The organism is Amycolatopsis acididurans, assembly GCF_012328925.1.
Classification (GTDB): Bacteria; Actinomycetota; Actinomycetes; order Mycobacteriales; family Pseudonocardiaceae; genus Amycolatopsis_E; species Amycolatopsis_E acididurans.
The window spans coordinates 1-26949 of record NZ_JAAXLS010000070.1 but is presented as its reverse complement, the minus strand read 5'-3'; the positions used below and the strand labels follow the sequence as shown (position 1 = coordinate 26949).

The 26949-nt window shown below is 69.9% G+C and carries 28 protein-coding genes; 17 read left to right on the top strand and 11 right to left on the bottom strand.

What is annotated here, in order from left to right:
- Positions 1 to 35: 35 nt before the first annotated feature.
- The 5 genes from tig to HFP15_RS39355 all read left to right on the top strand — a co-directional run bounded on the left by tig (position 36) and on the right by HFP15_RS39355 (position 4785).
- Positions 36 to 1445, top strand: a complete 1410-nt coding sequence (tig, locus tag HFP15_RS39375; protein WP_168523214.1) for a trigger factor — start codon at positions 36 to 38, stop codon at positions 1443 to 1445.
- 99 nt (positions 1446 to 1544) lie between these two features.
- Complete coding sequence (locus tag HFP15_RS39370; protein WP_168523212.1) at positions 1545 to 2159, top strand: ClpP family protease; 615 nt, start codon at positions 1545 to 1547, stop codon at positions 2157 to 2159.
- 24 nt (positions 2160 to 2183) lie between these two features.
- A complete protein-coding gene (locus tag HFP15_RS39365) occupies positions 2184 to 2807 on the top strand; it encodes an ATP-dependent Clp protease proteolytic subunit (protein ID WP_168523210.1) in 624 nt (207 codons plus the stop codon).
- 226 nt (positions 2808 to 3033) lie between these two features.
- Positions 3034 to 4329 (top strand): ATP-dependent Clp protease ATP-binding subunit ClpX, encoded by a 1296-nt coding sequence (gene clpX, locus HFP15_RS39360; RefSeq protein WP_168523208.1) that lies wholly within the window; start codon positions 3034 to 3036, stop codon positions 4327 to 4329.
- A gap of 48 nt (positions 4330 to 4377) precedes the next feature.
- The gene (locus HFP15_RS39355) at positions 4378 to 4785 is read left to right on the top strand and encodes a hypothetical protein (RefSeq protein WP_210718470.1); all 408 of its coding nucleotides are present in this window, start codon (positions 4378 to 4380) and stop codon (positions 4783 to 4785) included.
- A gap of 479 nt (positions 4786 to 5264) precedes the next feature.
- Here HFP15_RS39355 and HFP15_RS39350 read toward each other — a convergent pair whose 3' ends face one another.
- Entirely contained in the window at positions 5265 to 6179 is a 915-nt protein-coding gene (locus HFP15_RS39350) for an alpha/beta hydrolase (protein ID WP_312871975.1), read from the bottom strand.
- A gap of 39 nt (positions 6180 to 6218) precedes the next feature.
- On the bottom strand, positions 6219 to 7049 hold the full coding sequence (fdhD, locus tag HFP15_RS39345) for a formate dehydrogenase accessory sulfurtransferase FdhD (RefSeq protein WP_168523204.1): 831 nt from the start codon (positions 7047 to 7049) through the stop codon (positions 6219 to 6221).
- A gap of 98 nt (positions 7050 to 7147) precedes the next feature.
- Between fdhD and HFP15_RS39340 the strand changes: the two genes are divergently transcribed.
- Entirely contained in the window at positions 7148 to 8506 is a 1359-nt protein-coding gene (locus HFP15_RS39340) for an L-lactate MFS transporter (RefSeq protein WP_168523202.1), read from the top strand.
- Positions 8503 to 8619, top strand: a complete 117-nt coding sequence (locus tag HFP15_RS44300) for an MFS transporter small subunit (RefSeq protein WP_446680265.1) — start codon at positions 8503 to 8505, stop codon at positions 8617 to 8619. Before HFP15_RS39340 ends, HFP15_RS44300 begins: the two co-directional genes overlap by 4 nt.
- Positions 8620 to 8624: 5 nt before the next feature.
- On the opposite strand, the gene HFP15_RS39335 is transcribed toward HFP15_RS44300, so the two are convergent.
- On the bottom strand, positions 8625 to 9293 hold the full coding sequence (locus tag HFP15_RS39335; RefSeq protein ID WP_168523200.1) for a GntR family transcriptional regulator: 669 nt from the start codon (positions 9291 to 9293) through the stop codon (positions 8625 to 8627).
- 77 nt (positions 9294 to 9370) lie between these two features.
- Here HFP15_RS39335 and HFP15_RS39330 point away from each other — a divergent pair, with 77 nt between their 5' ends.
- Together HFP15_RS39330 and HFP15_RS39325 are read left to right on the top strand one after the other, a co-directional pair.
- On the top strand, positions 9371 to 9790 hold the full coding sequence (locus HFP15_RS39330; protein WP_168523198.1) for a VOC family protein: 420 nt from the start codon (positions 9371 to 9373) through the stop codon (positions 9788 to 9790).
- Positions 9787 to 10545 (top strand): SDR family NAD(P)-dependent oxidoreductase, encoded by a 759-nt coding sequence (locus HFP15_RS39325; RefSeq protein ID WP_168523196.1) that lies wholly within the window; start codon positions 9787 to 9789, stop codon positions 10543 to 10545. Before HFP15_RS39330 ends, HFP15_RS39325 begins: the two co-directional genes overlap by 4 nt.
- On the opposite strand, the gene HFP15_RS39320 is transcribed toward HFP15_RS39325, so the two are convergent.
- Genes HFP15_RS39320 through HFP15_RS39305 form a run of 4 tightly spaced genes read right to left on the bottom strand, consistent with a single transcriptional unit; the run spans position 10542 to position 15721 of the window.
- A complete protein-coding gene (locus tag HFP15_RS39320) occupies positions 10542 to 12845 on the bottom strand; it encodes an FdhF/YdeP family oxidoreductase (protein ID WP_168523194.1) in 2304 nt (767 codons plus the stop codon). The two genes, HFP15_RS39325 and HFP15_RS39320, sit on opposite strands and share 4 nt — an antisense overlap.
- Before the next feature lie 4 nt (positions 12846 to 12849).
- Positions 12850 to 14253, bottom strand: coding sequence for an MFS transporter (locus tag HFP15_RS39315; RefSeq protein WP_376768930.1), 1404 nt, complete (start codon positions 14251 to 14253; stop codon positions 12850 to 12852).
- A 5-nt stretch (positions 14254 to 14258) separates the two neighbouring features.
- The gene (locus HFP15_RS39310) at positions 14259 to 14693 is read right to left on the bottom strand and encodes a MarR family winged helix-turn-helix transcriptional regulator (RefSeq protein WP_168523192.1); all 435 of its coding nucleotides are present in this window, start codon (positions 14691 to 14693) and stop codon (positions 14259 to 14261) included.
- Positions 14694 to 14740: 47 nt separating this feature from the next.
- A complete protein-coding gene (locus HFP15_RS39305; protein WP_168523190.1) occupies positions 14741 to 15721 on the bottom strand; it encodes a hypothetical protein in 981 nt (326 codons plus the stop codon).
- 58 nt (positions 15722 to 15779) lie between these two features.
- Between HFP15_RS39305 and HFP15_RS39300 the strand changes: the two genes are divergently transcribed.
- On the top strand, positions 15780 to 16343 hold the full coding sequence (locus HFP15_RS39300) for a class I SAM-dependent methyltransferase (RefSeq protein ID WP_168523188.1): 564 nt from the start codon (positions 15780 to 15782) through the stop codon (positions 16341 to 16343).
- Here the strand turns inward: HFP15_RS39300 and HFP15_RS39295 are convergent.
- The 3 genes from HFP15_RS39295 to HFP15_RS39285 form a co-directional block, all read right to left on the bottom strand.
- Entirely contained in the window at positions 16321 to 17184 is an 864-nt protein-coding gene (locus HFP15_RS39295) for an SGNH/GDSL hydrolase family protein (RefSeq protein WP_168523186.1), read from the bottom strand. The two genes, HFP15_RS39300 and HFP15_RS39295, sit on opposite strands and share 23 nt — an antisense overlap.
- 63 nt (positions 17185 to 17247) lie before the next feature.
- On the bottom strand, positions 17248 to 18426 hold the full coding sequence (locus HFP15_RS39290) for an amidase (RefSeq protein WP_168523220.1): 1179 nt from the start codon (positions 18424 to 18426) through the stop codon (positions 17248 to 17250).
- Positions 18427 to 18440: 14 nt separating this feature from the next.
- Positions 18441 to 19049 (bottom strand): class I SAM-dependent methyltransferase, encoded by a 609-nt coding sequence (locus HFP15_RS39285; RefSeq protein ID WP_168523184.1) that lies wholly within the window; start codon positions 19047 to 19049, stop codon positions 18441 to 18443.
- Positions 19050 to 19094: 45 nt separating this feature from the next.
- Between HFP15_RS39285 and folC the strand changes: the two genes are divergently transcribed.
- From folC to HFP15_RS39250, 7 genes are all read left to right on the top strand, one after another.
- A complete protein-coding gene (gene folC, locus HFP15_RS39280; RefSeq protein ID WP_168523182.1) occupies positions 19095 to 20555 on the top strand; it encodes a bifunctional tetrahydrofolate synthase/dihydrofolate synthase in 1461 nt (486 codons plus the stop codon).
- 14 nt (positions 20556 to 20569) lie between these two features.
- Positions 20570 to 20965 (top strand): DUF4233 domain-containing protein, encoded by a 396-nt coding sequence (locus tag HFP15_RS39275; RefSeq protein ID WP_168523218.1) that lies wholly within the window; start codon positions 20570 to 20572, stop codon positions 20963 to 20965.
- A gap of 243 nt (positions 20966 to 21208) precedes the next feature.
- On the top strand, positions 21209 to 21619 hold the full coding sequence (ndk, locus tag HFP15_RS39270; protein WP_168523180.1) for a nucleoside-diphosphate kinase: 411 nt from the start codon (positions 21209 to 21211) through the stop codon (positions 21617 to 21619).
- Between the two features lie 73 nt (positions 21620 to 21692).
- Positions 21693 to 22451 (top strand): IclR family transcriptional regulator, encoded by a 759-nt coding sequence (locus HFP15_RS39265; RefSeq protein ID WP_168523178.1) that lies wholly within the window; start codon positions 21693 to 21695, stop codon positions 22449 to 22451.
- Positions 22452 to 22493: 42 nt separating this feature from the next.
- On the top strand, positions 22494 to 23423 hold the full coding sequence (locus HFP15_RS39260) for an ABC transporter ATP-binding protein (RefSeq protein ID WP_168523177.1): 930 nt from the start codon (positions 22494 to 22496) through the stop codon (positions 23421 to 23423).
- Positions 23423 to 24223 (top strand): ABC transporter permease, encoded by an 801-nt coding sequence (locus tag HFP15_RS39255; protein WP_168523175.1) that lies wholly within the window; start codon positions 23423 to 23425, stop codon positions 24221 to 24223. The genes HFP15_RS39260 and HFP15_RS39255 overlap by 1 nt, the downstream gene beginning before the upstream one ends.
- Entirely contained in the window at positions 24223 to 25050 is an 828-nt protein-coding gene (locus HFP15_RS39250; RefSeq protein WP_168523172.1) for an ABC transporter permease, read from the top strand. The genes HFP15_RS39255 and HFP15_RS39250 overlap by 1 nt, the downstream gene beginning before the upstream one ends.
- Here the strand turns inward: HFP15_RS39250 and HFP15_RS39245 are convergent.
- Positions 25028 to 26395 (bottom strand): S8 family peptidase, encoded by a 1368-nt coding sequence (locus tag HFP15_RS39245; protein ID WP_376768929.1) that lies wholly within the window; start codon positions 26393 to 26395, stop codon positions 25028 to 25030. The two genes, HFP15_RS39250 and HFP15_RS39245, sit on opposite strands and share 23 nt — an antisense overlap.
- Positions 26396 to 26949: the final 554 nt, after the last annotated feature.

Here is a 26949-nt window from a genome sequence, read left to right as displayed (position 1 = left end):
GCCCACCCAACCCTGTACGGCTCGAGGAGAACACGTTGAAGAGCACCGTCGAGCAGCTCAGCCCGACGCGAGTCAAGATCAATGTCGAGGTGCCGTTCGACGAACTGAAACCGAACTTCGACCGCGCCTACCGCAAGATCGCCCAGCAGGTGCGCATCCCGGGCTTCCGTCCCGGCAAGGCGCCCGCTCGCGTCCTGGAAAGCCGGATCGGCCGCGCGCCGGTGCTCGATGAGGTCGTCAACGAGGCAATCCCGGCCAAATACATGGAGGCGGTGCGCGCCGGCGAGGTGCGCACGCTCGGCCAGCCCGACTTCGAGGTGACCAAGCTCGAGGACCGCGAGGTGCTCGAGTTCACCGCCGAGGTCGACATCCGCCCGGAGATCGAGCTGCCCGACTTCGGCGGCCTTTCGGTCAGCGTGGACGACGTCGAGGTCACCGACGAGGAGGTCGACGGCGAGCTGGACCAGCTGCGCGCCCGGTTCGGCACCCTCAAGGGCGCCGAGCGGCCCGCGCAGGACGGCGACTTCGTGTCCATCGACCTCGCGGCCACCGTCGACGGCGAGGAGGTCGAGGAGGCCTCCACGTCCGGCCTGTCCTACGAGATCGGCTCCGGCCAGCTCGTCGACGGCATCGACGAGGCCATCGTCGGCGCGAACGAGGGCGAGACCAAGACCTTCACCACGCAGCTGGTGGCCGGCGAATACGCGGGCCGCGACGCCGAGGTGTCGGTCACGGTGCAGTCGATCAAGGAGCGTGAGCTGCCCGAGGCCGACGACGACTTCGCCCAGCTGGCCAGCGAGTTCGACACGCTGGACGAGCTCAAGTCGGACCTGCGCGAGCGGCTGGCCAGGATGAAGAAGGTCCAGCAGGGCGTGCAGGCCCGGGACAAGATCCTCGACTCGCTGCTGGAGCAGGTCGACGTGCCGCTGCCGGAGAAGGTCCTCGAGGCCGAGGTGGAAAGCCGCAAGCACGACGCGATCCACGACCTCGACCACAACGAGGAAGCGCTGGCGAAGGTCCTGGAGTCCCAGGGCAAGACGCTGGAGCAGTTCAACGACGAGGTCCGCGAGGAGTCGGAGAAGGCGGTGCGCACGCAACTGCTGCTCGACTCGATCGCCGACGCCGAGCAGACCCAGGTCAACGACGCCGAGCTGACCGAGCGGATCCTGTACCAGGCGCAGCGCTTCGGCATCAGCCCGGACGAGTACGTGCAGCGTGCCCAGCAGTCCGGCCAGCTGTCCGCGATCTTCGCGGACGTGCGTCGGGGCAAGGCGCTCGCGTCGGTCGTGCGCAAGGCGACGGTGACCGACGCCTCCGGCGCGACGGTCGACCTCGATGAGCTGTTCGGTTCGGACGAGGCGGAGGAAGGCGCGGAGGCCACGGCCACCGGCGAGTCCGCTGAGACCGAGGTCACCGCTGAGGCGGAGGCTCCGGCCGAAAAGTAAAGCTCTCAGCGAACTCGGGCGGTGTCAGGACTTCTGCGCCGCCTGAGTTCGTTAGGGTCGATTACGAGATCTTCAAGCATTGCGAAAAGGCAGGCAGACGTGACGCAGCACAAGCCCGAGGCGCGGACCACCACCGCGGGGCTCAACCTGACCGACTCGGTGTCCGAGCGGCTGCTCCAGGAACGCATCGTCGTACTCGGCTCCGAGGTCAACGACGAGGTGGCGAACCGGATCACCGCGCAGCTGTTGCTGCTGGCCGCGGAGGACTCCGAGTCCGACATCCGTTTCTACATCAACTCGCCGGGCGGCTCGGTCACCGCCGGCTTCGCCATCTACGACACGATGCAGCTCATCGAGCCGGACGTGGCGACCTACGCGATGGGGCTGGCGGCCTCGATGGGGCAGTTCCTGCTCTCCTCCGGCACGCCGGGCAAGCGCTACTCGCTGCCGCACGCGCGCATCCTGATGCACCAGCCCTCCGCGGGCGTCGGCGGTACCGCGTCCGACATCGCGATCCAGGCCGAGGTGTTCGGCAAGTGGAAGCAGGAGCTGGCCAAGATCACCGCCGAGCAGACGGGCCAGACCGTCGAGCAGATCATCCGTGACGGTGACCGCGACCGCTGGTTCACCGCCGAGGAGGCGCGTGACTACGGCTTCGTCGACCACGTGCTCACCCGGGAGAACCAGCTTCCCTCGGCCAACGGCAGCCGCTGACCGGGCTCGCAAGGAGACAAGGAAATGAGCAACTTTCAACTTCCGCAGTCCCGGTACATCCTGCCCTCGTACGTCGAGCGCACGAGCTATGGGATCAAGGAATCCAACCCGTACAACAAGCTCTACGAAGAGCGGCAGATCATGCTCGGCGTCCAGGTCGACGACGCGTCGGCCAACGACATCATGGCGCAGCTGCTGCACCTGGAGCACGAGGACCCGGACCGCGACATCACGATCTACATCAACTCGCCCGGTGGCTCGTTCACCGCGCTGATGGCGATCTACGACACCATGCAGTTCGTCCGGCCGGAGATCCAGACGGTCGTGCTGGGCCAGGCCGCGTCCGCGGCCGCCGTGCTGCTCGCGGCGGGCACCAAGGGCAAGCGGCTCGCGCTGCCCAACGCGCGTGTGCTGATCCACCAGCCCGCCACCGAGGGCACCTACGGCCAGGTGTCGGACCTGGAGATCCAGGCCAACGAGATCCAGCGAGTGCGCCGCCTGATGGAGGCCACGCTGGCCAAGCACACCGGCAAGAGCGAAGAAGAGGTCCGTCAGGACGTCGAGCGCGACAAGATCCTGACCGCCGAGCAGGCCCTGGAGTACGGCATCATCGACCAGGTGGTTCCGTACCGCAAGGCCTCCAGCTGACCCTGAGACCCACCGGGGCGAAGCCGGTGCGTGTCGATCACGGACTCGCACCGGCTTTCCCCACTAGGGTCGCTCGGGGCGCGTCCCATCGCTCGATGGTCCTCCCGTCGGGCGCGTGAGGCGGGTACCGTCAGAGGCAACTCGTGAATTCCGCTGTCTCGGCGGCGAGGGCAGGTACACGATCAGGTGCGTCACCCGGCGCTCCGGAGGGGACAGGTCAACGGTCATGGCACGGATCGGCGACGGCGGGGACCTGCTGAAGTGCTCTTTCTGCGGAAAGAGTCAAAAACAGGTGAAGAAGCTCATCGCCGGGCCCGGCGTGTACATCTGCGATGAGTGCATCGACCTGTGCAACGAGATCATCGAGGAGGAGCTGGCCGAGGCTGGCGACGTCAAGCTCGACGAACTGCCCAAGCCGTTCGACATCCACGAGTTCCTCGACCAATACATCATCGGCCAGGGCGACGCGAAGCGGACGCTGGCCGTGGCGGTGTACAACCACTACAAGCGCATCCAGTCCGACGACAAGAGCGGTCCCAAGGACTCCAAGGACGAGCCCGTCGAGCTGGCCAAGTCGAACATCCTGCTGCTGGGCCCCACCGGCTGCGGCAAGACCTATCTCGCGCAGACGCTCGCGAAGATGCTGAACGTGCCGTTCGCGATCGCGGACGCCACGGCGCTCACCGAGGCCGGGTACGTCGGCGAGGACGTCGAGAACATCCTGCTGAAGCTGATCCAGGCCGCCGACTACGACGTCAAGCGCGCCGAGACGGGCATCATCTACATCGACGAGGTCGACAAGATCGCCCGCAAGTCGGAGAACCCGTCCATCACGCGCGACGTCTCCGGTGAGGGCGTGCAGCAGGCGCTGCTGAAGATCCTGGAGGGCACCACCGCCTCGGTGCCGCCGCAGGGTGGGCGCAAGCACCCGCACCAGGAGTTCATCCAGATCGACACCACGAACGTGCTGTTCATCGTGGCCGGTGCGTTCGCCGGGCTCGAGAAGATCATCAACGACCGGATCGGCAAGCGCGGCATCGGTTTCGGCTCGGACATCCGCACCAGGACCGAGATCGAGGAGAGCGACATCTTCTCCGAGACCATGCCCGAGGACCTGATCAAGTTCGGGCTGATCCCGGAGTTCATCGGCCGGCTGCCGATCGTGGCGAACGTGACGCACCTGGACAAGGACTCGCTGGTGCGGATCCTGACCGAGCCGCGCAACGCGCTGGTGAAGCAGTACAAGAAGCTGTTCGAAATGGACAACGTCGAGCTGGAGTTCACCAAGACCGCGCTGGAGGCGATCGCCGACCAGGCGGTGCTGCGTGGCACCGGCGCCCGTGGCCTGCGGGCGATCATGGAAGAGGTCCTGCAGCCGGTGATGTACGACATCCCGAGCCGCAACGACGTCGCCAAGGTCGTGATCACCGAGCAGACCGTGCGGGAGAACGTCAACCCGACGATCGTGTCGCGGCAGCCGTCGCGCCGCCGCAGCACCGAGCGTGGCGAGAAGACCGCGTAACGGCCCGGTTGCTCCGTGCGGCCGAACCGTGCTCGATAAGCTAGCCGAATGAGCTTCGAGGGGGCGGGCCCCCGTCAGGGTGTCGACGAGGGCACGGACGCACCGAGACCGGTCGGTGACGTGGAAAAGGTCGTCCCGGAGGGCCGGGATGTCCGCGGTATCAGCGATCTGACCTACCGCATCATCACGCCGTACCTGAGCAATCCGTTGCTGCACCGCGGTCTGCAGGTCGTGCTGATCGTGCTCGGGGCGGTGTGCCTGGTCGCCACCGGTGTGCGCCTGTCGCCGCTGCCCCTGCTGCCGCTGCCGCTGTTCGCGGTGGCCTACTACGCCCTGCGCCGCGCCCGCGCCGCCGGCCACAACGACCGCGCCCTGCTGGTGTGGTTCGCACTACTCCTGTCCGCCACCCTGCTGGGCTTCTGGCTCCTCTCAGTAGTAAGCCACTGGCTAACCTAACCACCCCGCGAGTCAAGACTTCCGCGCGCCCGAGTCGAGGTTTCTGGCAGCGCGAGTCCGGGTTTCCGGCAGCGCGAGTTGAGGTTTCCGCGCGCCCGAGTCGAGGTTTCCGCGCGCCCGAGTCGAGGCTCCCCGTAGGGCGAGTTGAGGTTTCCGTGCGCCCGGGTTGAGGGTTCCGGTGCCGGGTACGGGCTCTACGCGGCGCCAGCCAGCGCTCCCGGTTTGGAGCTCGACCCGTGCGCCGGACACCGTCCGACGATGCGCGGAGAAGCCTGGACTCGGCCGCACGGAAGCCTGGACTCGGCCGCGCAGAAGTCTGGACCCGGCCGCACACAAGCCCAGACTCGCGCGCACACAAGCCCAGACTCGCGCACACAAGCCCGACTCGGCCGCAAGGAAGTCTGGACTCGGGCGCACACAAGCCTGGACTCGGGCGCAGAGAAGTCTGGACTCGGGCGCGTGGAAGTCTCGACTCGCGGTTAGGTGGGGGGTGTGTGGTGGCCTAGGAAGGTGACGACGCTGGGTACTACGGTGCGGTTGAAGGAGTCGCCGTGTTTGCCGCGGGCGGTGTAGGCGACGGCGGGCCTCGTGGCGGCGACGTAGCGGCGCACCCCGGTGATGAACGAGTCCTCGGTGCCGCACCACACCCCGGTCGGGATGCCTGACGTCGCGTCCAGGTGCTTCAGCGGGTCCATCGACGCCCAGTCCGCCTCGTCGTGGAAGGCGTCCCGCTTGGCCATCTCCGACCACGACAGGATCAGCGCGGGCGCCAGCAACGCCAGCGCACCCACCGGCCGGCCCCGCTCGGCCCGCCGCCGCGCGTACAGCATCGCGCCGAAGCCACCCATCGACATCCCGGTGACCGCGAAGGGCTGACCGTCGGCCCCGCCGAGACCCCGCCGCCGCAGCCACTGCGGGACCTCCTCCAGCAGCATGGCCATCGGATCGTCGCCGGGGTGGTTCTCGTGCCAGTAGTTGTCCCCGCCGTCGACCGCGACCAGCCCGAACGGCGGCACCGCACGCCGCGCCACCTGGCTGCTCAGTTCCGCGAGGGTCCCGGTCGGCGCGGCGGTCCGCGCACGCCCGTGCAAACCGTGCAGCAGCAACGACATCGGCAGGTTCGCGGGCGGCGACTTGCTGGGCAGCAACGTCACCAGATCGACCTGCCGCTGCCGCGCCTGTGACCACACCCGCTCGACCTGCGCGACCCCGAGCTGGCTCACCGGCGTCGTGGAGGTGACACCCATCGCCCGCTGCACGGCCGCGCTGAACGGCAGCACCCCGGAGGCGGTGCCCGCGGTGAATCCGGCGATACCCAGCCCGGAGGCGCCGGCGATCAACACCGACCGGCGGCTGAACCGCCGCCGTCCGCCACCTGCTTCGCCATGATCCACGCCCATATTGAAGCTCATGGGATGGCCAGGCAACAAACGTCAGTCGGCGGCAAGTACCCGCTGCTCACCGGTGTAGAGGTTCATGCTCGACCCCCGCAGGAACCCCACGAGTGTCATCCCGTTCTCCTCGGCCAGTTCCACCGCGAGCGACGAGGGCGCGGAAACCGCCGCCAGGAAAGGAATCCCGGCCATCGCGGCCTTCTGCACCAGCTCGAACGAGGCCCGCCCGGACACCAGCAGCCCTATGTCCGACAGCGGCACCCGCTGCTCCAGCAACGCCCAGCCGAGCACCTTGTCCACCGCGTTGTGCCTGCCGACGTCCTCCCGCACCGCGAGCAGCGAACCGTCCGTGCGGAACAGGCCCGCGGCGTGCAGCCCGCCGGTGCTCGCGAAGACCTTCTGCCGCTCGCGCAGCTCGTCCGGCAGCCCCGCCAGCACCTCCGCCGACACCGCTAAGGCCGAGCCGCCGGGGGAGAAGCGCGTCTTGAGCTTGACCGCGTCCAGCGCCGCCTTGCCGCACACGCCGCATGAAGACGTGGTGTAGAAGTTGCGCTCCACTCCGGTGTCGGGCGGCGGGACCCCGTCCGCGAGCGCGACGTCGAGCACGTTGTAGGTGTTGCGGCCCGAGTCGTCGACGCTGTCGCAGTAGCGGGCGGTGGCCACGTCCTCCATCGAGCCGATGACGCCTTCGGACAACAGGAATCCGTGCGCCAGTTCGACGTCGTGGCCCGGCGTGCGCATGGTGACCGCGAGCGACTTGCCGCCGACCCGGATCTCCAGCGGTTCCTCGGCCGCCAGTGAGTCCGGCCGCCGCCGCTGCCCGGACGCCGACAGCATCCGCACCGGTCGGCGCACGGTCACTCGGCCCATGGTGGTTTCTCCCGCCTGAAACTTCCGATTGGTGGCCGCATCACCACAAATCGGGTATTACTTTGCACACTCACTGCCCACACTAGGGGAGCGTCAACGTGGCCGTCACTTTCCTCGACCGCTCGCACACGGTCGCGCCCGCGAACTGGAGCCGCTGGCTCATCCCGCCCGCGGCTCTGTCGGTGCACCTGGCCATCGGCCAGGCGTACGCGTGGAGCGTGTTCAAACCGCCGCTGGAGAAGGCACTCGGCCTGTCCGGCACGCTGAGCGCACTGCCCTTCCAGCTGGGCATCGTCATGCTCGGCCTGTCCGCGGCGTTCGGCGGCACGCTCGTCGAGCGCAACGGGCCGCGCTGGGCCATGTTCGTGTCGATGACGTGCTTCTCGAGCGGGTTCCTGATCTCCGCGCTCGGGGCCTACACCTCCCAGTACTGGCTGGTCGTCCTCGGCTACGGGCTGATCGGCGGCATCGGTCTCGGCATCGGCTACATCTCGCCGGTGTCGACGCTGATCAAGTGGTTCCCCGACCGGCCGGGCATGGCCACGGGCCTGGCGATCATGGGGTTCGGCGGCGGCGCGCTGATCGCCTCGCCGTGGTCGAGCCAGATGCTGCAGGCCTTCGGCAGTACCCCGAGCGGCATCGGCACGTCGTTTCTGATCCACGGCGTCGTCTACGCGGTGTTCATGTCGCTGGGCGTGTTCCTCGTCCGTGTGCCCGCCGCGGGCTGGCGGCCCAGCGGCTGGACGCCGCCCGCGGACAACGGCAACAAGATGATGACCACCGCGAGCGTGTCCGCGGCCGGCGCCATCAAGACGCCGCAGTTCTGGTGCCTGTGGGTCGTGCTGTGCTTTAACGTGACCGCGGGCATCGGCATCCTGGAGAAGGCCGCGCCGATGATCACGGACTTCTTCAAACAGACCGCTACCCCGGTCGGCGCCGCCGCGGCGGCCGGGTTCGTGGCGCTGCTGTCGCTGACCAACATGCTCGGCCGGTTCGTGTGGTCGTCCACTTCGGACCTGATCGGGCGCAAGAACATCTACCGCGGCTATCTCGGCATCGGCGCGCTGCTGTACCTGGTGATCGCGGTGACGGGCAACTCCTCGAAGGTCGTGTTCATCCTCTGCGCGATGGTGATCCTTTCCTTCTACGGCGCGGGTTTCGCGACGATCCCGGCCTATCTGAAGGACCTGTTCGGCACCTACCAGGTCGGTGCGATCCACGGGCGGCTGCTCACCGCGTGGTCGGTGGCCGGGGTGCTGGGCCCGCTGATCGTGAACGCGATCGCCGACAGCCAGAAGCGGGGCGGCAAACAGGGGCCGGAGCTGTACACGACGTCCTTCTACATCATGATCGCGCTGCTGGTGGCCGGCTTCATCGCGAACGAACTGGTGCGGCCGGTGCACGAGAAGCACCACGAGCCTGTCCCGGCCAAGCCCGCTGTGAAGGAGCCGAAATGAACGAGGGACGCCGCACCTGGTTGCTGACCCTGACGTGGCTGTGGGTCGGGCTGCCGTTCGCCTACGGGGTCTACGAGCTGGTCCAGAAGGTCGTGCAGCTCTTCGGCGGGTGAGCTGGTCAGGTTGCCGCGTGCGGCCGGCGGGTCAGCCCCTCGAGCAGCGCGCGCCGCGCGGAGTGCACGTGCTCCTCGGCCACGTCGGCCAGGCGTGCCGCGTCCCCGGCGCGCAGCAACCGCGCGAGTTCGCGGTGCTCGCCCGCCACGCGTGCCCGGTACTCGGCCTGTTCGAACCGGATCCGGTGCGACTGGAACAGCCGCACCTGCGAACGCACGGCGTGCCACGCCTCCAGCAGCCTGCGGTTGCCCGCGGCGCGGTAGACGACCTCGTGAAAGGCGAGATCCAGCCGTAGCAGGCGCAGCGCGTCCCGCTCCGCGGCCATGTCCTCGACCAGCCGGTCGAGTTCGCCGAGTTGCCCCGGCGTGGCCTTCGTCGCGGCCGTCGTGGCGGCGAGCCGGTCCAGCGCCGCCCGCACGGCGTAGACCTCCTCGACGTCCTCCTCGGTCAGTTCGATGACCCGCGTGCCCTTGTGCCACACGCTGCGCACGAGCCCCTCGCGTTCGAGCATGGCCAGCCCTTCGCGCACCGAGCCGCGGCTGACCTGCAGGGACGCGGCCAGCTCGACTTCGCGCAGGGCGCTGCCCGGTGGAATCCGCCCGGCGAAGATCTCCTCGCGAACGCGGTCGGCGGCCTCCTCGGCGAGCCCCCGGCGCTGTGCGGGCTGCAACATGTCCAAATGTTGACATTCCGACATTCGCCGGGTCAAGCTGCAAGGACCGCAGCAGGCTCACGACGGAAGGAGCGCCGATGACGCGCCCTGGGTTTCACCTCGCCATCCCGGTCGACGACCTCGGCCGTGCCCGCGAGTTCTACGGCGGCGTGCTCGGCCTGCCCGAGGGGCGTTCGGACACCGCGTGGGTGGACTGGAACTTCCACGGCCATCAGGTGGTCACGCACGTCGTGCCGGGCGCGCGCAACGAGTCCGGCCGCAACCCGGTCGACGGGCACGACGTTCCGGTGCCGCATTTCGGGCTGATCCTCTCCGTCGAGGACTTCCACGAGCTGGCGGGCACACTGCGTGCCGCCGGGACCGAGTTCGTGATCGAGCCCTATCGGCGGTTCGCGGGCGAGCCGGGGGAGCAGTGGACGATGTTCCTGCACGATCCGGCCGGAAACGCCCTGGAGTTCAAGGCCTTCCGCGACGAGTCGCAGCTGTTCGCCCGATGAGCCGGGGAGTTCTGGTCACCGGCGCCTCCGCGGGGCTCGGCCGCGCCGTCGCACAAGCCTTCGCCGAACGGGGCGATCGCGTCGCGGTGCACTACAACTCGAACCACACCGAGGCCCGGAGGACCGTGGAATCCTTGTCCGGCCAGGGACACGCACTGATCCAGGGCGACGTGGCGACGGACGCGCGACGGATCGCCGACGCCGCCGAGGAGGCACTCGGTGGGGTCGACGTGCTGGTCAACAACGCCGCGGTCGTCACCACGACCGAGAACGCGCATCCCGTCGCGGGCTCGGATCTCGGGCACTGGCAACAGGTCTGGCGGCACACGGTCGCGGTGAACCTGCTCGGGGCGGCGGACGTGAGCTACTGCGTGGCCCGGCACATGATCGACCGCGGTGCCGGAGGACGCATCGTCAACGTCGGTTCGCGTGGCGCGTTCCGCGGCGAGCCCGATCACCCGGCCTACGGCGCGACGAAGGCCGCGCTGCACTCGCTCGGCCAGTCCCTCGCGATTTCCCTCGCGCCGCACGGCATCGCGGTGGCCTCGGTGGCGCCCGGGTTCATCGCGACCGAGCGGGTGGCCGACTGGCTCACCGGCGACCGCGGCGACGCCCTGCGGGCGCAGAGCCCGTTCGGCCGGGTGGCGCGGCCGGAGGAGATCGCCGAGGCGATCGTCTACCTCGCCGGCCCCGGCTCCTCCTGGGCCTCCGGCGCCATCCTCGACCTGAACGGGGCCTCGTACCTGCGGACCTAGCGTCGCTTCAGCCGCAGGACGATCGCCTTGGACACCGGCGTGTTCGACTTCTTCGCGACGGAATCCAGCGGCACCAGCGCGTTCGCCTCGGGGAAGTACGCGGCGGCGCAGCCGCGTGCGGTCGGGTAGGCCACCACCCGGAAGCTGTCCGCCCGGCGTTCGCTGCCGTCCTCCCACTCCGACACCAGGTCCACCATCTCCCCGTCGGCGAACCCGAGTTCGGCGAGGTCCTTGGCGTGCACCAGCACCACGCGGCGTGCGTCCTCGATGCCGCGGTAGCGGTCGGAAAGGCCGTAGATCGTGGTGTTGTACTGGTCGTGGCTGCGCAGCGTCTGTAGCAGCAGCCTGCCGGCGGGGACCTTCGGGTACTCCAGCTCACTGGTGGTGAAGTTCGCCTTGCCGGTGTTCGTACGGAACTCGCGGGTGTCGCGCGGCGGATGGGGAAGCACGAAACCGTCCGGCTGGCGCACCCGCTCGTTGTAGTCCTCGCAGCCGGGCACGACCTTCGCGATGCGGTCGCGGATCCGGTCGTAGTCGCCTTCGAACTCGCGCCACGGCACCGCGTGCTCGTCGCCGAACAGTGCCCGCGCGAGCCGGCAGATGATCGCGACCTCGGAGAGCAGGTGCGTGCTCGCGGGCTGGAGCCGCCCGCGCGAGGTGTGCACGGCCGACATCGAGTCCTCGACCGACACGAACTGCTCGCCGCCGGACTGGATGTCGGCTTCGGTGCGGCCGAGTGTGGGCAGGATCAGCGCGGTCCTGCCGTGCACGACGTGGGAGCGGTTGAGTTTCGTGGACACGTGCACGGTCAGCTCGCACGAGCGCAGCGCGCGTTCGGTCGCGTGCGAGTCCGGTGTCGCGGCGGCGAAGTTGCCGCCCATCCCGATGAACACCTTGCCGCGGCCGTCCCGCATCGCGCGGATCGCGTCGACGGTGTCGAAACCGTGCTTGCGCGGCACCGGGATGCCGAATTCGGTTTCCAGCGCGGCGAGGAACTTCTCGGGCATCTTCTCCCAGACGCCCATCGTCCGGTCGCCCTGCACGTTGGAGTGCCCGCGAACCGGGCACAGGCCCGCGCCCGTCTTGCCGATCATCCCGCGCAGCAGCGCCACGTTGGTGATCTCCTGGATGGTGGCGACCGCGTGCCGGTGCTGGGTCACGCCCATCGCCCAGCAGTACACGGTGCGCTCCGACTCCGCGATCATGCGCGCGATCCGCACGACCTGCTCGCGGTCGAGACCGGTCGCGCGGTCGATCTCCGTCCAGTCGATCTCGCGCAGGTTCTTGGCGTAGGAGGTGAAACCGTGCGACGAGCTCTCGATGAACTCGTGGTCGACCACCGTGCCCGGTGCCGCGTCCTCCCAGGCCAGCAGCAGATGCCCGATCGCCTGGAACAGGGCGAGGTCACCGCCGAGCCGGATCTGCGCGAACTCGTCGGCCAGCGGCGTGCCCTTGCCGACCACGCCGCGCGGGTTCTGCGGATTCTTGAAGCGCATCAACCCGGCCTCCGGCAACGGGTTCACCGCGATCACCTTCGCGCCGTGGCCCTTGGCCTCCTCCAGCGCCGACAGCATCCGGGGGTGGTTGGTGCCGGGGTTCTGGCCCACCACGACGATCAGATCGGCCTTGTGGATGTCGGCGAGGCTGACCGACCCCTTGCCGATGCCGGTGGCCTCCGACAGCGCCGCGCCGGAGGACTCGTGACACATGTTGCTGCAGTCCGGCAGGTTGTTCGTGCCGAACGAGCGGACCAGCAGCTGGTAGAGGAACGCGGCCTCGTTGCTGGTGCGGCCGGAGGTGTAGAAGATCGCCTCATCCGGTGTGGACAGCTCGCGCAGGTGGTCCGCGACGAGGGCGAACGCGCCGTCCCAGTCGATCGGCTCGTAGTGCGCCGCGCCCTCGCGCAGCACCATCGGCTGCGTCAGGCGGCCCTGCTGCCCGAGCCAGTAGTCCGTTTTGCCCGCGAGGTCGGAAACGGCGTGCTGGGCGAAGAACTCCGGGCCCACGCGGCGTTTCGTGGCCTCTTCGGCCACCGCCTTCGCCCCGTTCTCGCAGAACTCGGCCAGCTTGCGGTGCTCCCCGTCGGCCTCCCGCGGCTCCGGCCAGGCACAGCCGGGGCAGTCGAAACCGTGCTGCTGGTTGAGCAGGCGCAGGGCGCGCACGGTGCGGCCGGTGCCCATCTGCTCGACGCCACGCACCAGCGAAACCGCGACGCCGGGAAGGCCGGCGGCCCACTGCTTCGGCTTGTGCACTTCGAGGCGGGACTCGTCGATGTCTTGGGAAGGGGCGTTACGTGTCACCCCGTTATCTTGCGACGTCGAGCGCTTGAGTGCGAGCCCCGTCACGTCGTAATGCGCGATCGAAGACCGTCACGGCGAGCAGCGCCGCGCCGATCACGACCAGCGCCAGCCCGAGATGGTGCAGGCCGGGGGACGTGACGTGCTGCCCGAAACACAGTGCGATCAGCGTGGACGCGGCGATCGCGCCCAGGTACTGCGCGGTGCGGAACAGCCCGCTGGCCGTGCCCATCACCTCGGCGGGCGCCTGACCGTACAGGGCAGTCTGATTGGTCACACTCGTCAGCCCCTGGCCGAGGCCGAACACCGCGGCGAGCCCGACCAGCGCGACCAGCCACGTGCTCGTGTCGACGAACAGCAGCAGCGTGGACCCGGCGAGCAGGGCCAGCGAGTTGAGGATCAGCCGGAGCCGGATGCCGGTCGGCTTGCCGGAGGCGGCCGCCGCCAGCACCGCGACCGCGGACATCGGCAGCAGCAGCGCCCCGGCACCGGATTCGGTCATGCCGCGCGCCGATTCGAGCCACTGCACGTAGCCGAACATGATCGAGTACACGATGAGGAAGGCCAGCGCCTGCCGCAGGTAGGTGCGCAGCAGCGCGGTGTTGGCGGCGAGCATCCGCAGGTCGATGAACGGCTTGGCGGCACGCAGTTCGACGCGGGTGAACGCGGCGGCCAGCGCGACCGCGACGCCGAGCAGGTACAGATCGCTCACCGCCGGTTCCATCACGAACAGCAGCACGGCCAGCAGGGTGGCGGAGAACAGCACGATGCCCAGCACGTCCACCCTGGACCTGCTGAGGTTCGCCTTGTCGTCGCCGGGCACCCAGAACACGGCGAACAACAGCGCGGCCGCGGCGAGCGGGATGTTGACCGCGAAGATCGCGGGCCAGCCGAACAGGCCGATCAGCGCGCCCCCGAGCGTCGGGCCGATCACCATCACCGTCTGCGAGGACATCGCCAGCACCGCCAGGATCCTGCTCGGCACGCCCTGTCCGGCGGCGTCGGCGCGTTTGCGGAGCACGGCCATCGCAGCGGGAAAGCCCGCGCAGGTGCCGATTCCCAGCACCACGCGCACGCCGATCAGCCAGTCCAGCGAGAACGTCAGCAAACCGCCGATACCGGCCACCATCACGATCGCCGCGCCCGTGAGCAGCACGCGGCGCGCCCCGAACCGGTCCACGAACAGCCCGACCACCGGCTGGCCCACCGCGGTGGCCAGGTACAGCGAGGTGATCAGCCATGCCGTGCGCTCCGGCCCGGCGCCGAAGGCCTGCCCGATCGGGATCAGCGCGACCGCGATCAGGGTGGAGTTGATGGGATTGAGGATCGCGCTGGCCACCAGCGGGGTGATCAGGCGCGGGCCGAACGTGGTGGGGATACGGGTGGCGACTTGCTGCCCCGTCGTACTCACACTCCCTAGCGCTGGGCCAGACGCTCCAGTAGCGGTAGCGCGCCGGCAACGGTTTCGCGTTCCTCGGCCGAGAACGTGACCAGCACCTTGGCGAGCCATTCCTCGCGGTGCTGGTGCACTCCGCGCACGGTTTTCTCCCCGAGGTCGGACAGCGAGATCAGCACTCGCCGCCCGTCGGCGGGGTCGCGCGTGCGCTCGAGGTAGCCCAGTTCGTCGAGTGCGCCGAGGGTGGCGCCCATCGACTGCTGGCGCACGTGTTCACCGGCGGCGAGCTGTGCCTGGGTCTGCGGGCCCTCGCGGCGCAGCCTGGCCAGCACGGCGGACTGCGACGGGGTGAGCACTTCGGCGTTGTCCACCTGCCGCAGCCGGCGATGCAACTGCCCGATCACGCCACGCAGCCCACCGGCGAGCCGCGCGACCTCGGTCGGAACGCGGGTCATATACACAGTCTAGACTGAGGAGTCTGGCCTGTGCAGTGGAGTGTGATTCAGCAGTCTTCCTTGGTGGGCGGGGGCTGGTTCGGATCGAACACGCCCGGTTCCAGCGAGTCCTGCGTGACGTCGGTGTAGCCGCGATCGGCGAAGCCCGGCGCGAGAAAGCCCTGTTTGGCCTTGTCACAGGCAATCGCATAGGCGTATCGCGTGCCGTTGTCCACCCACAGCCCGGCACTGGTGTCCGCGAAAGCTCCTGCCGTGCGCAGCACGTAGTCCTCGTCGGCACGTTTGAACGCGACGATGTCGGCAGGACCGCTCACCCGGGTGTCGCCGGGGTCGAAGGCGTAGGCGGTGATGTACGTGGCGTGCAGCACCAGCTCACCACGTGCGCCGGCCTTGATGGTGAGGCTGCCGTTCATCCGTGGCGCGGACGGGAGCAGGTGGTAGCCGTCGGCGAGGAAGACGACGTAGGACGACGCCTTCAGAGTGTCCGCCAGTTCGGGGCGCATCTGCTCGCGGTCGTCGGGCGCGAACAGGGACAGGTAGTGGGCCGTGTCGTGGTGTTCGAGGGTGGCGGTGTCCAGTGCGCTCGCCGCGATCGCCGCCTTGACCCGTCCGATCGCGTCGCCGACCTGTTTCGCGGAGAACTCGCCCACCTTGGCCGCGGGCGGGGTGGTCAGCCCGGCCAGGCCTGCGGCCCAGTTCTGCGCGGGGGTGTCGGTGAAGGGGTGGTCGCGGTCGATCTTGCCCCAGACGGGCAGGTCACTCGGTCCCGCCGCGGTGGTGGTGGCGGCGGACTGCCCGGCGGCGGGCGCGGGCGCGCTGTAGTGGTCGGAGGTCGTCTTGCCCCAGCGGTACACCCCGTATCCGGCCCCGGCCACGACGACGAGCACGGCGAGCGGGATGACGATCCGCCGTCCGCGGCTCCGGCGGCGCCGCGTCGCGCGCAGTTCGGACCACGCTTCTTTCTCCGCGTGGCGCCGCCAGTCCGGATCCAGCAGATCCGGGTGATCGTCTATCCCGTTGTCGTCCACGTCAACAAGTCGCTGACTGGCCCTGATCGTTACGTGTATTTCGTGCGAAGCTGACCGGGTGCTGGACTACGTCGTGGAAGCGCCGCGCTACGACGAGACGCGCGGCGGCGACGAGCGTGCCGACGCCGCCGCGGCCGCGATCGAACGGCTGCTTCCCTCGGACGTCCGCGTCGTGCTCGACGTCGCCTGCGGCACGGGCATCGTGACCGGGCGGCTGGCCGGGCCGGGCCGTGAGATCTACGGCGTGGACCGGTCGCGGGGGATGCTCGCCTTCGCCGGGCGGCGCATACCCGGCCACTTCACCCGCGGTGACGCGACGCGACTGCCGTTCCGCGCGGCGAGCTTCGACGCGGTGGTGCTGATCTGGGTGCTGCACCTCCTGCGGGACGTGCCGGCCGCGATCGCCGAGGCGGCCAGAGTGCTGCGGCCCGGCGGCGTCGTCGTGACGACGGTGGACAAGAACGGCCCTGGCCGGGACCGGTTCGCACTCGTCGCGGAACTGGCCGCGCGGCACGGACTCCGGCCGGCGGGCGAGACCAGGTTCACCGGGTTCGGCCAGGGCGAGGGCGGGCCCGACCCGGTCTACCGGCTCGTGGCGCTCAGCTCAGCTTCCCGTAGATGACCGCGGCCATGCCCGCCATTCCGCTGAAGAACGGGTGGTAGGCCGCCGCGTAGGGCTTGGCGTCCTTGCCGTTGATCCACGGCTGCGCCGAGCACGCGTCGTGCCCGAGCGACGGCTTGAACATGTCCACGTAGGACGCCTTGCCGTCGGTGGCGACCGCACCGGACACCGCGTCGTTGAGCGCTTTCTCGACGCTGTTGAGCCACGCGTAGTCTCCGTCGGCGAAGGGCAGGATGTCCGGGCAGGTGCCCGACGGCGGTGCGATACGCGGGTAACCGATCGCCAGCACCTTCGCATGGGGAGCGCGGGAGTGGATCTCGGCGAGCACCTTCGTGATGTTGTGCTCGGTGTTGGCGATCTCGGCCTTGATCGTGTCGACCCCGTTGACGGTGAAGTGCCGCTGGCACGGATTGCCCGTCGGATCGGAGTTCCGCAGACCGGGGCAGGTGCCGACGATGGTGCCGAAGACGCCGTAGTCGTTGCCGCCGATGCCGATCGTGACCAGGTTCGTGCTCTGCCGCAGCGCGTCGAGCTGCGGCGGGTTGCTGCCCAGCGGAATGCTCTGCGGCGCGGTCATGTCGCTGGTGTCCGCGCCGCTGCAGCTGACGTCGACGTACAAGCGCGCCTTCAGACGCGCCGCGAGCTGTGCGGGGTAGTTGGACGTGGACCGGAAACAGCCGAACGGATCCAGCCGCTGGACGGGAATCAGCGGCCCGGCGGTGTAGGAGTCGCCGAGCGCGACGTAGTTGACGCGGGCGTTCGACGCGGACGCGGTCAGCGTCGAGGCGAGCACGGTGCACAGGGCGAGGACGGCGACGAACAGGCTCCGGCGAGCACGCATGCTCTTCTTCCTAGTAGCTGCCTTCGCGCCGGGGCGCCGCCGTTCGGGTGGCTTGCCCGGAAATCACCCGGTGGGATTGCGTCGGCGCGCCAGATCTCGTGCCGAGGGGCCGCTTTCGATGATCTCACCGAGCAGGCACACCAGCGCTTCCTGCCCGCGCGGCCCGACGATCTGAGCACCCACCGGCAGCCCGTCGCTGAGCCCGGCCGGAACCGACAACGCGGGATGCCCGCTGACGGCGGCGAGCGCGGTGAGCCGGTAATAGGCGTTCTCGATGTCCTCGTCCCGGTCGCCGACGCGAACCGTGGCCGAATCCAGCGGCGCGGCCGTGACCGGCACCGTCGGCATCAGCAGCGCGTCGACCTCGCCGAAGACCGCGTCCACCTCGTCACGGACGGCGGCGGCCTGCTCCCGTGCCGTCTCGTAGTCCGACGTGGACACTTGCGAACCCGCGCGGAGCAGCCCGATCGCGCGCCCGGCGAGCCCGTCCTGCTCGTCCTGGTAGGCCTGCCACCAGTGCTGCGCCGATTCGTAGAGCATCGTCGTGTAGCCGGCGCCGCGGGCGTGGGCGCGGGCCAGCGGCAGCTCAACGTCGACGATGCGGGCACCCGCGTCGCGCACGGTCGTCGCCGCCTCCTCGACGAGCCGCAGCACGCCCGGATCGATCTTGTCGCCCCACAGCGCCGACGGCAGGCCCACGCGCAGGCCCGCCACCGTCGACGGCGCGGCCGAGGGGGTGGCGCTCATGAGTTCGTGCAGGCGCAGGCATTCTCGCGCCGTCAGCGCCAGCGGCCCGACGGTGTCCATCGACGGCGCGATCGGCGTGATGCCGTCCATCGGGATGCTGCCGTGCGTCGGCCGCAGGCCCGCCACGCCGCACAGCGCGGCCGGGATCCGGATCGACCCGCCCGTGTCGGTGCCCAGCGCGACCGGTGCGGCGCCGGTGGCCACGGCGACGGCGGAACCGCCGCTCGATCCGCCCGCGTCGCGGCTGGGATCCCACGGGTTGCCGCAGCCGGGGGTGCGCACCGACCAGGCCAGCTCGGGCACGCTCGTGCGGCCCATGACGTAGTACCCGGCGGCCCGCAGCCGCGCCCAGCAACTCGCGTCTCCCGCCGCGACGTGATGGGTCAGTCCCGGTGTGCCGCTGCGGACCGTCTGGCCCCGCACGTCGATCAGATCCTTGACCGCGACCGGCGAACCTTCACCGTCGTAGGTCTCCACAAAGGCCCCGAGCCGCATCGCATCCACGGCGCTCACTCTAGATGGCGGTAGACCAGCAGATACCGCCAGAACATCAGCGGTCTCATCGTGCTGCCCGGCAGCAACTCGCCGGAACGACGCCGCACCTGGGTCGTCGTCATGGCCCAGTCCCGGACCGGCGCCTGCGGAGTGCGGTCCGGACCGCCGTTGAGCCGTTCCCCGGCCGCGACCACCAGCCGGGCGCCCAGGTTCAGCGGCGGCCCGGCCAGCAGCCACGCCGCCAGATAAGGCAGCGAACGCGGTTTCGCCAGGCCCAGTACGGCGAGCACACCGCCGGGAGCCAGCGCCCGGCGCAGCCTGGTCACGGTGTCGAAGGGCACGTGGTGCAGCGAGGCCAGGCAGGAGATGAAGTCGTAGCGGCCTTCGGGCACTCGCGTGGTCGCGACATCCTCGTGCCGGAAGGAGATCTCCTCAAGGCTCAGGGCGCGGGCGGCTTCGATCGTCGCGGCGTCGGCGTCCAGCGCGTCCACGGCGAGCCCGGCCGCCGCGAGTCTTCGGGCGAACTTGCCGGTACCGCAGCCCACGTCCAGCGCGGTCCGCGCGTGCGCCGGAACCTGACGCAGCAGCAGCGGGTGGTAGTGATCGTTGTGGTTGAACGGCATGGGCCCCAACCTGCCAGAACCGGACACGTCCGTAGACTCGGCGACGTGGAAGAGGACTACCCCGCGGAGCTGTCCAGCGGCGACAACTTCGTGGCCGGCCCACTGCCCGACGATCCCGAGGACGTCGAGACCGTCGACGTGGCGGAGGTCGAACGCCAGGCCCGGCAGGAGCTGATGCGGGTCGAGGCGGAGCTGAACCAGCGCTGGCCGGAGACCAAGATCGAGCCGTCGCTGGACCGGATCGCCGCACTGGCCACCGTGCTCGGCGATCCGCAGAAGACCTATCCGGTGCTGCACGTCGCGGGCACCAACGGCAAGGGCTCGACCGTCCGCATGATCGACGCGCTGCTCACCAGGATGGGGCTGCGCACCGGCCGCTACACCAGCCCGCACCTGCAGCTGGTCACCGAGCGCATCGCGATCGACGGCGCGCCCATCCCGGCCTCGAAGTACGTGTCCGTTTACCGCGACATCGAGCCCTACGTGCAGATGGTCGACGGCGCGGGCGGCCCGCCGATGAGCAAGTTCGAGGTGCTCACCGGGATGGCGTTCGCGGCCTTCGCCGACGCGCCGGTCGAGTTGGCGGTGCTGGAGACCGGGCTCGGCGGCCGGTGGGACGCGACGAACGTGGCCGACGGCCAGGTCGCGGTGATCACGCCGGTCAGCCTCGATCACATGGACTACCTCGGCAGTGACCTCGCCGGCATCGCGGGTGAGAAGGCGGGGATCATCAAGCCCGGCGGCGTCGCCGTCATCGCCGAGCAGCCGCCCGAGGCGCAGCGTGTCCTGCTGGAACGCGCCGTCGAGGTGGACGCCACGGTGGCGCGTGCGGGCAGCGAGTTCGGCGTGCTGCGCCGCGAGATCGCGGTCGGCGGGCAGTTGCTGAGCCTGCAGGGGCTCGGCGGCGTGTACGACGAGATCTTCCTGCCGCTGCACGGCGTGCACCAGGCGAACAACGCGGCACTCGCGCTGGCCGCGGTCGAGGCGTTCTTCGGCGCCGGCAAGGACCGGCAGCTGGTGATCGAGGCGGTGCGCGAGGCCTTCGCCGAGGTCGAGACGCCAGGCCGGCTGGAACGGGTGCGCGCGGCGCCGACCGTGCTGATCGACGCCGCGCACAACCCGCACGGCGCGCAGGCGCTGGCCACCGCCATCAACGAGGAGTTCGCCTTCCGGCGGCTGGTCGTGGTGGTCGGTGTCATGCAGGACAAGGACGCGCGCGGCATCCTCGAAGCGCTCGAGCCGGTCGCGTCCGAGATCGTGGTGACCCGCAACAGTTCGCCGAGGGCGATGCCGCTGGACGAGCTCAACGACCTGGCGTTGTCGATCTTCGGTGAGGACCGGGTGGTCGCCGAGCCGACGCTGGATTCGGCGGTGGAGGCGGCGGTCGCGCTGGTGGAGGAGGTCGGCGCGGGCGACGAGCCGCTCGCGGGCGGCGGTGTGCTGGTCACCGGCTCGGTCGTGACCGCGGGCGAGGCCCGCACCCTGTTCGGAAAGGAACCGGCATGACGACGGGAGGCGCGATGACCGAGGAGAGCCCCCGGCCGCCGGCGAAGGACCCGATGAAGTCCTTCCGCGGTGTGATGGCCGGTGCCCTGATCATGGAGGCGATCACGGTCGGGCTGGCCGTGCCGGTCGTCGCCCGGCTGGGCGGCGGCGTCGGCACGTTCGAGGGCTGGGCGGTGATCGCGATCGCGGTCGCGCTCGTGGTCAGCTGCGGCCTGCTGCGGCATGCGTGGATGGTGCCGGTGATCCTCGCGCTCCAGGTCGCGTTGATCGCGTTCTTCGTCAGCACGGTCGCGATCGGCGTGATCGGGCTGCTGTTCCTGGCGTTCTGGCTGTGGGCGCTGTGGCTGCGCCGGGACGTGGCCCGCCGGATGGCGGCGGGCACCCTGCCCAGCCAGCAACAACAGGACTGATCGCCCAGGCCACGACGCGGCGGACAGAAACCGGGCGTGACCGAACAGACCCGCCGAACCCTGCTCGAAACGGGTGACCTATGGCGGGTTTCCAGCATCTCGGCGAGCTGAACGTCAACGCCGCGAGCGGGGAGCTGCGCGACGGCAAGGGTGCTTCGCCGTGGTCGACCACCCTGCGTCCCGTGCGCGCATGACCCGGTTAGGCTTCTCACACCGTCACCAATCCGAGAGGTAACAAGAGTCGTGAGTGAACGCACGCTGGTCCTGGTCAAGCCCGATGGCGTGAAGCGTGGCCTCGTGGGCGAGGTCATCTCCCGCATCGAGCGCAAGGGCCTGACGCTGGCCGCGCTGGAGCTGCGGAACGTGCCGCGTTCGGTCGCCGAGGAGCACTACGCCGAGCACAAGGACAAGCCGTTCTTCGGCGAGCTGCTGGAGTTCATCACCTCCGGCCCGGTCGTCGCGCTCGCCGTGGAGGGGCCGCGCGCCATCACGGCGTTCCGTCAGCTCGCCGGTGGCACCGACCCGGTCGAGAAGGCCACCCCCGGCACCCTGCGTGGCGACTTCGCGCTGGAAACGCAGTACAACCTGGTGCACGGCTCGGACTCGCCGGAGTCGGCCGAGCGGGAGCTCAAGCTCTGGTTCCCCGACCTGTAGGGATTGCTCCCGTCCGGGGCGCGGATCGATCACGATCATTGCGCCCCGGACCCATCCCGTGCAGCATCACCCCATGACCGCCGGCGTTGGCGATTCGCCCAAATCCGTGCTCGCGCGCGGGCTGCTGCTGCTCGACGCGTTCACCTCGCTCGACACCGAGCTCACCCTCGCCGAACTGTCGGCCCGCACGGGTTTGCCGAAGGCGACCGCGCACCGGCTGGCGGGGCAGCTGGTGCACTGGGGCGGCCTGGAACGCGCCGGCGGCGCCTACCGGTTGTCCATGAAGCTGTTCGAACTGGGGCAGCGCGTGCCGCAACGGCGCGACCTGCGGGAAGCCGCGCTGCCGTACATGCAGGACCTCTACGAGTCCACGCACGAGAACATCCATCTCGCCGTGCCCGACGGGGCGCACACGCTGTTCCTGGAGAAGGTGACCGGGCACCGCTCCACGCCGATCCGCTCCCGGGTGGGCGCGCGGATGCCGCTGCACTGCACGGCGACCGGGAAGCTGTTCCTCGCGCTCGGCCCGCCCGCCTGCTTCGCCCGTGTCGTGGCCGCCGGGCTGACCCGGCAGACCCCGCGCACGATCGTGCTTCCCGGCTTGCTGCGCAAGGAACTCGACCGCGCGCAGGAACGCGGTTACGGCGTGCAGAGCGAGGAATCCGAGATCGGTGTGGCGGCCGTGGCCGCGCCCGTCTTCGACAGCGGCCGCAGGCTGCTGGCCGCGATCTCGATCACCGGCAGCGCGACGCGGATGGACCTGGACCGGCTCGCGCCCGCCGTGCGCACCGCAGCCTCGGCACTGACCCGGGAACTGGCGGAACCGCGGTAAACCGATCGATTTCTGTCGGTATCGCGTCCTACTGTGGCTGTCGTGGACGATGAACCGACATTGGTCCGGGCCAAAGCACTGGTGAAGCGTTTCGGCGACTTCGAGGCCGTCCGGGGGATCGACGTCGAGGTCCGGCGTGGGGAGGCGTTCGGTTTCCTCGGGCCTAACGGCGCCGGGAAATCCTCCACCATGCGCATGATCGCGTCCGTGTCGCCGCGCACCGACGGCGATCTCGAGGTGCTGGGCATGGATCCGGACACGCACGGCCCGCACATCCGTGCGCGCCTGGGTGTGGTGCCGCAGCAGGACAATCTCGACAACGAGCTGACCGTGCGGCAGAACCTGCAGGTGTACGGCCGCTACTTCGGGTTGTCGCGGGCCCAGGTGCGCCGCAAGGCCGTCGAGCTGCTGGAGTTCGCGCAGCTGTCCGAACGCGCCGACGCCGAGGTGGAACCGCTCTCCGGCGGGATGAAACGGCGCCTGACCATCGCGCGGTCACTGGTCAACGACCCGGAGTTGCTGCTGCTCGACGAGCCGACCACCGGGCTCGACCCGCAGGCCCGGCATCTGTTGTGGGACAGGCTGTTCCGGCTCAAGGCGCAGGGCGTCACGCTCATCGTCACCACGCACTACATGGACGAGGCCGAGCAGCTGTGCGACCGCCTCGTCGTGATGGACGACGGCCGGATCGTCGCCGAAGGCTCGCCCGCCGACCTGATCGCCCGGTACTCCACGCGCGAGGTGCTGGAGCTGCGGTTCCTGCCCGGGGAGCAGGCGCCGGTGGATCGGGTCGCCGATCTCGCCGAGCGCGTCGAGGTGCTGCCCGACCGCCTGCTGCTCTACACCGCCGCCGGCGAATCGGCGCTGGAGCAGGTGCACGCCCGCGAGGTCAGGCCGGTGTCCAGTCTGGTCCGCCGCAGCAGCCTGGAGGACGTGTTCCTCCGGCTGACCGGCAGAACGCTGGTGGACTGATGGTCGCCTCCACCGGCAGGGTCGTCGGTTCCTGGCGTGCTGCCTGGCTGCGGGTCGAGGGAAGCTGGGCGTGGTATCGGCGGTACTGGAAGTCCAATCTGTACTCCTCGGGCCTGCAGCCCCTGCTGTTCCTCGCCGCGATGGGGCTCGGTTTCGGTTCGCAGGTGCGGCAGGGACCGGCCACCGACGGCCTGCCCTACCTGCAGTACATCGCGCCCGCGCTGCTCGTCGCGGCGTCGATGCAGTTCGCGGTGGGGGAGTCCACGTATCCGGTGCTGTCGGGGTTCAAGTGGCAGAAGGACTATCTGGCCGTCACCGCCACGCCGATCACGCCGGGCCAGTTGCTCGCGGGCCATTTCACGTGGGTCACGTTGCGGCTGCTGCTGTCCGGGACGGTGTACGCGCTGATCGCGCTCGCGTTCGGGGCCTGGCTCAACGCGGGTGTGCTCGCCGTCGTGCCGGCCGGTGTGGTCACCGGACTCGCCTGCGCCGCACCGGTCACCGCGTTCGCGGCGACGACGTACGACGAGGGTGTGCGGTTCAACGCGCTGTTCCGGTTCGTGGTCATGCCGATGACGTTGTTCGCCGGCACGTTCTTCCCGATCACGCAGATCCCGGTCGCGCTGCGGTGGCTGGCCTGGATTTCCCCGTTGTGGCACGGAAACCAGCTCGCCCGCGGGGTCACGCTCGGCGGCGTCGGGCCGTGGGAGATGCTCGGCCACCTCGCGTTCCTCGCCGCGTTGTTCGCCCTCGGGGCGGTGCTGGCGCGCAGGTACTTCTACCGAAGGCTGGTGGCGTGATGACCGTTGCCGCACAGCGGCGCAGGGGCGGGCTGCTGCTGCGGATCCTGCCGCCGGGCTTGTACGCGGGCCGCGCGAGCAAGCTCGTCGAACGGTCGGCGCTGGCCTACTCGCGAATGTGGCTGATCCTCGTGTCCGGCGTGTTCGAGCCGCTGTTCTATCTCGTCGCGTTCCAGATCGGGTTCGGCAAGCTTGTGGACGAGGTCACCGGCCCGGACGGCAGGCCGATGAGTTACGTCGCCTTCGTGGCGCCCGCGCTGCTGGCCTCGTCGGCGATGAACGGCGCCATCTTCGACTCGACGTTCAACGTGTTCTTCAAGTTCCGCTACGCCAAGACGTACGAGGCGATGCTGGCCACCCCGATCGGCCCGTTCGACATCGCGGTGGGGGAGATCTCGTGGGCCGTGCTGCGCGGCGGGATGTACGCGGTCGCGTTCTTCGCGGTGATGACCGCGATGGGCCTGGTGGCCTCGCCGTGGGCGCTGATGCTGATCCCGATCGCGCTGCTGGTGGCGTTCGCCTTCGCGGCGATCGGCATGACGTGTGCGACGTTCCTGCGTTCCCCGTCGCAGTTCGACTACGTCAATCTCGCCGTGATGCCGTTGTTCCTGTTCTCCACCACGTTCTACCCGCTGTCGGTGTACCCGCCGGTGCTGCAGGTCGTGGTCCAGTGTTTCCCGCTGTACCACGGCATCGAGCTGATGCGCGAGTTCGCGGTGGGCACGCTGAGCTGGAGCATGCTCGGGCACCTGGCGTATCTGCTGGCGTTGGCGGTGCTGGGCGTGTGGGGCGTGGCGCGCCGCCTCACTCGCCTGCTGCTGCGGTGAGGGCGCCCACGGCGTCCACCTGGCCGTGCCCGTAGAAGCCGTTGTAGCCGGTGTATCCGGCGCAGAAGGCGTCCTGCCTGCCGTCGCCGGTGAGGTCGTAGTCGGTGGGGCACGGCGTCGGGCGAGCGCCCTGCTCCAGCGCGTCGCGCAGCGGGCCGGCGTCGATGCCGGGATGAGCGGACGCGACGAGTGCCGCCACCCCGGCGACGTGCGGCGCGGCCATCGACGTGCCGCACAGCGAGCCGTAGCCGCCCGGCACGGTCGAGAGCACGCAGTCGTCGCCGTCGCCGCCGGGTGCGGTGAGGTCCACCACGCCGAGTCCGTAGGAGCTGTAGCCGGCCTTGACCCCGTCGCGCCGTACCGCGGACACGGCCACCACGTCGCGAAGCCCGGCGGGCAGCACGTCGCAGCGGGCGCCGGAGGCGGGGCCGGGGCGTGCCGGGGTGAGGTTGACGGCCTCGTTCGTGGCGGCGGCGATCACGAGCGTGCCCGCGGCGGTCGCGTACCGGACGGCACGCGAGATGGCCTCGTACATCACGCCGTAGGTGTCGGCGTGCGAGCAGGACAGGCCCCACGGGTCGATCGCGAAGCTGGCGTTGACGACCTTCATGCCGTGCGTGGCCGCCCAGACCAGGCCGCACACCACCGCGGCGGGATCGACGTAGCCGCGGTCGTCGATCACCTTCACCGAGGCCACCCGCACGCCCGGCGCCACGCCCGTGATGCCCTTGCCGTCGTCGGCGGCGGCCACGATGCCGGCGACGTGTGTGCCGTGCGGTGAGGTCGTGGGGGCCCAGTCGTCGTCCGGGGCGCCGGACAGGCAGCCCGCGGACAGCCGGGTGTCCACGGCCCCGGCGAGGTCGGGGTGATGCGCGTCGACGCCGGAGTCGAGCACCCCGACCACGACGTCGCGGCTGCCCCGGCCCGCGCCGCGCGCGTTGATCGCGGCCATGTCCCACTGCTCGTCCTCGCGGTTGATCGGGGACACTTCGCGTGGGTCGGTCAGGGACAGCCGGTCCCGCGAGGGGGCGTGGGTGCGGCGCTGGGCCTGGGCGCTGAACGCGCGGTCGGGCCCGAACCGCTCGGCGAATGCGGGGTCGGTGGAGGTCGCCACGCCCACCGTGATCTGCGGGTAGTACGCGGTGACCGTGCCGCAGGAGGCCCCGGTCTGCGCGCGAGCCCGGCTCTCGGTCGTGCCCTGGTCGAAGACGACCAGGTAACGGAGGGTGTCACCCGAAGGTGAGCAGGGTGAACCGGTCACGTCGTCGGCGACGGCGGGCAAGGGCACGGCGACGATCAGCACGGCGCAGGCGAGGAGCACGAACGACCGTCTGAACCCGGACACCGGGGACCTCCAGGGAATCAGCGATACTGCCGCACGCTAGGACACCCCGAGAGGTGGCTACAAGCGGAACGGGAAAGTTCGCCCGGCCGGGGAAAACGACGCGCGTGAGGAGAGAGCACGCGTCGGCGGTGGCGCCGTATGGGATACTCGGGGTGGCTACCGGGCCGGGACGCACGCCGAATGCGGTGCGCACCGGCGCCGGTGACCCGGTGACGTGTGGGAAGAGCACCACGTCGTCGCCGCCCGGTGCGGGTGGCTAGACGATGTGGGAGGCGGTGCGGGAAGCCGTCGGCCCGGTCCGCGCGTGACTGAGTGGACCTGCCGTGGCGGGCTGCCGGAGATCCGGCCGTCGTCGCGCGGCGAGAGAGGCACAGGATTCCCGTCGGCGGCCAACACCGCGGCGGAACAAGACAGGAAGGGGCCCCTGCGCGGCCGCGTCCTTCCAGCGATTGGCTGGCAGACGCGCCCGGGGGCGAAGGAGATACATGTCGAACGAGGAAACACCCGCCGAAACCACCGGCGGGAGCACAGACGCATCCACGAACCGGCTGGGC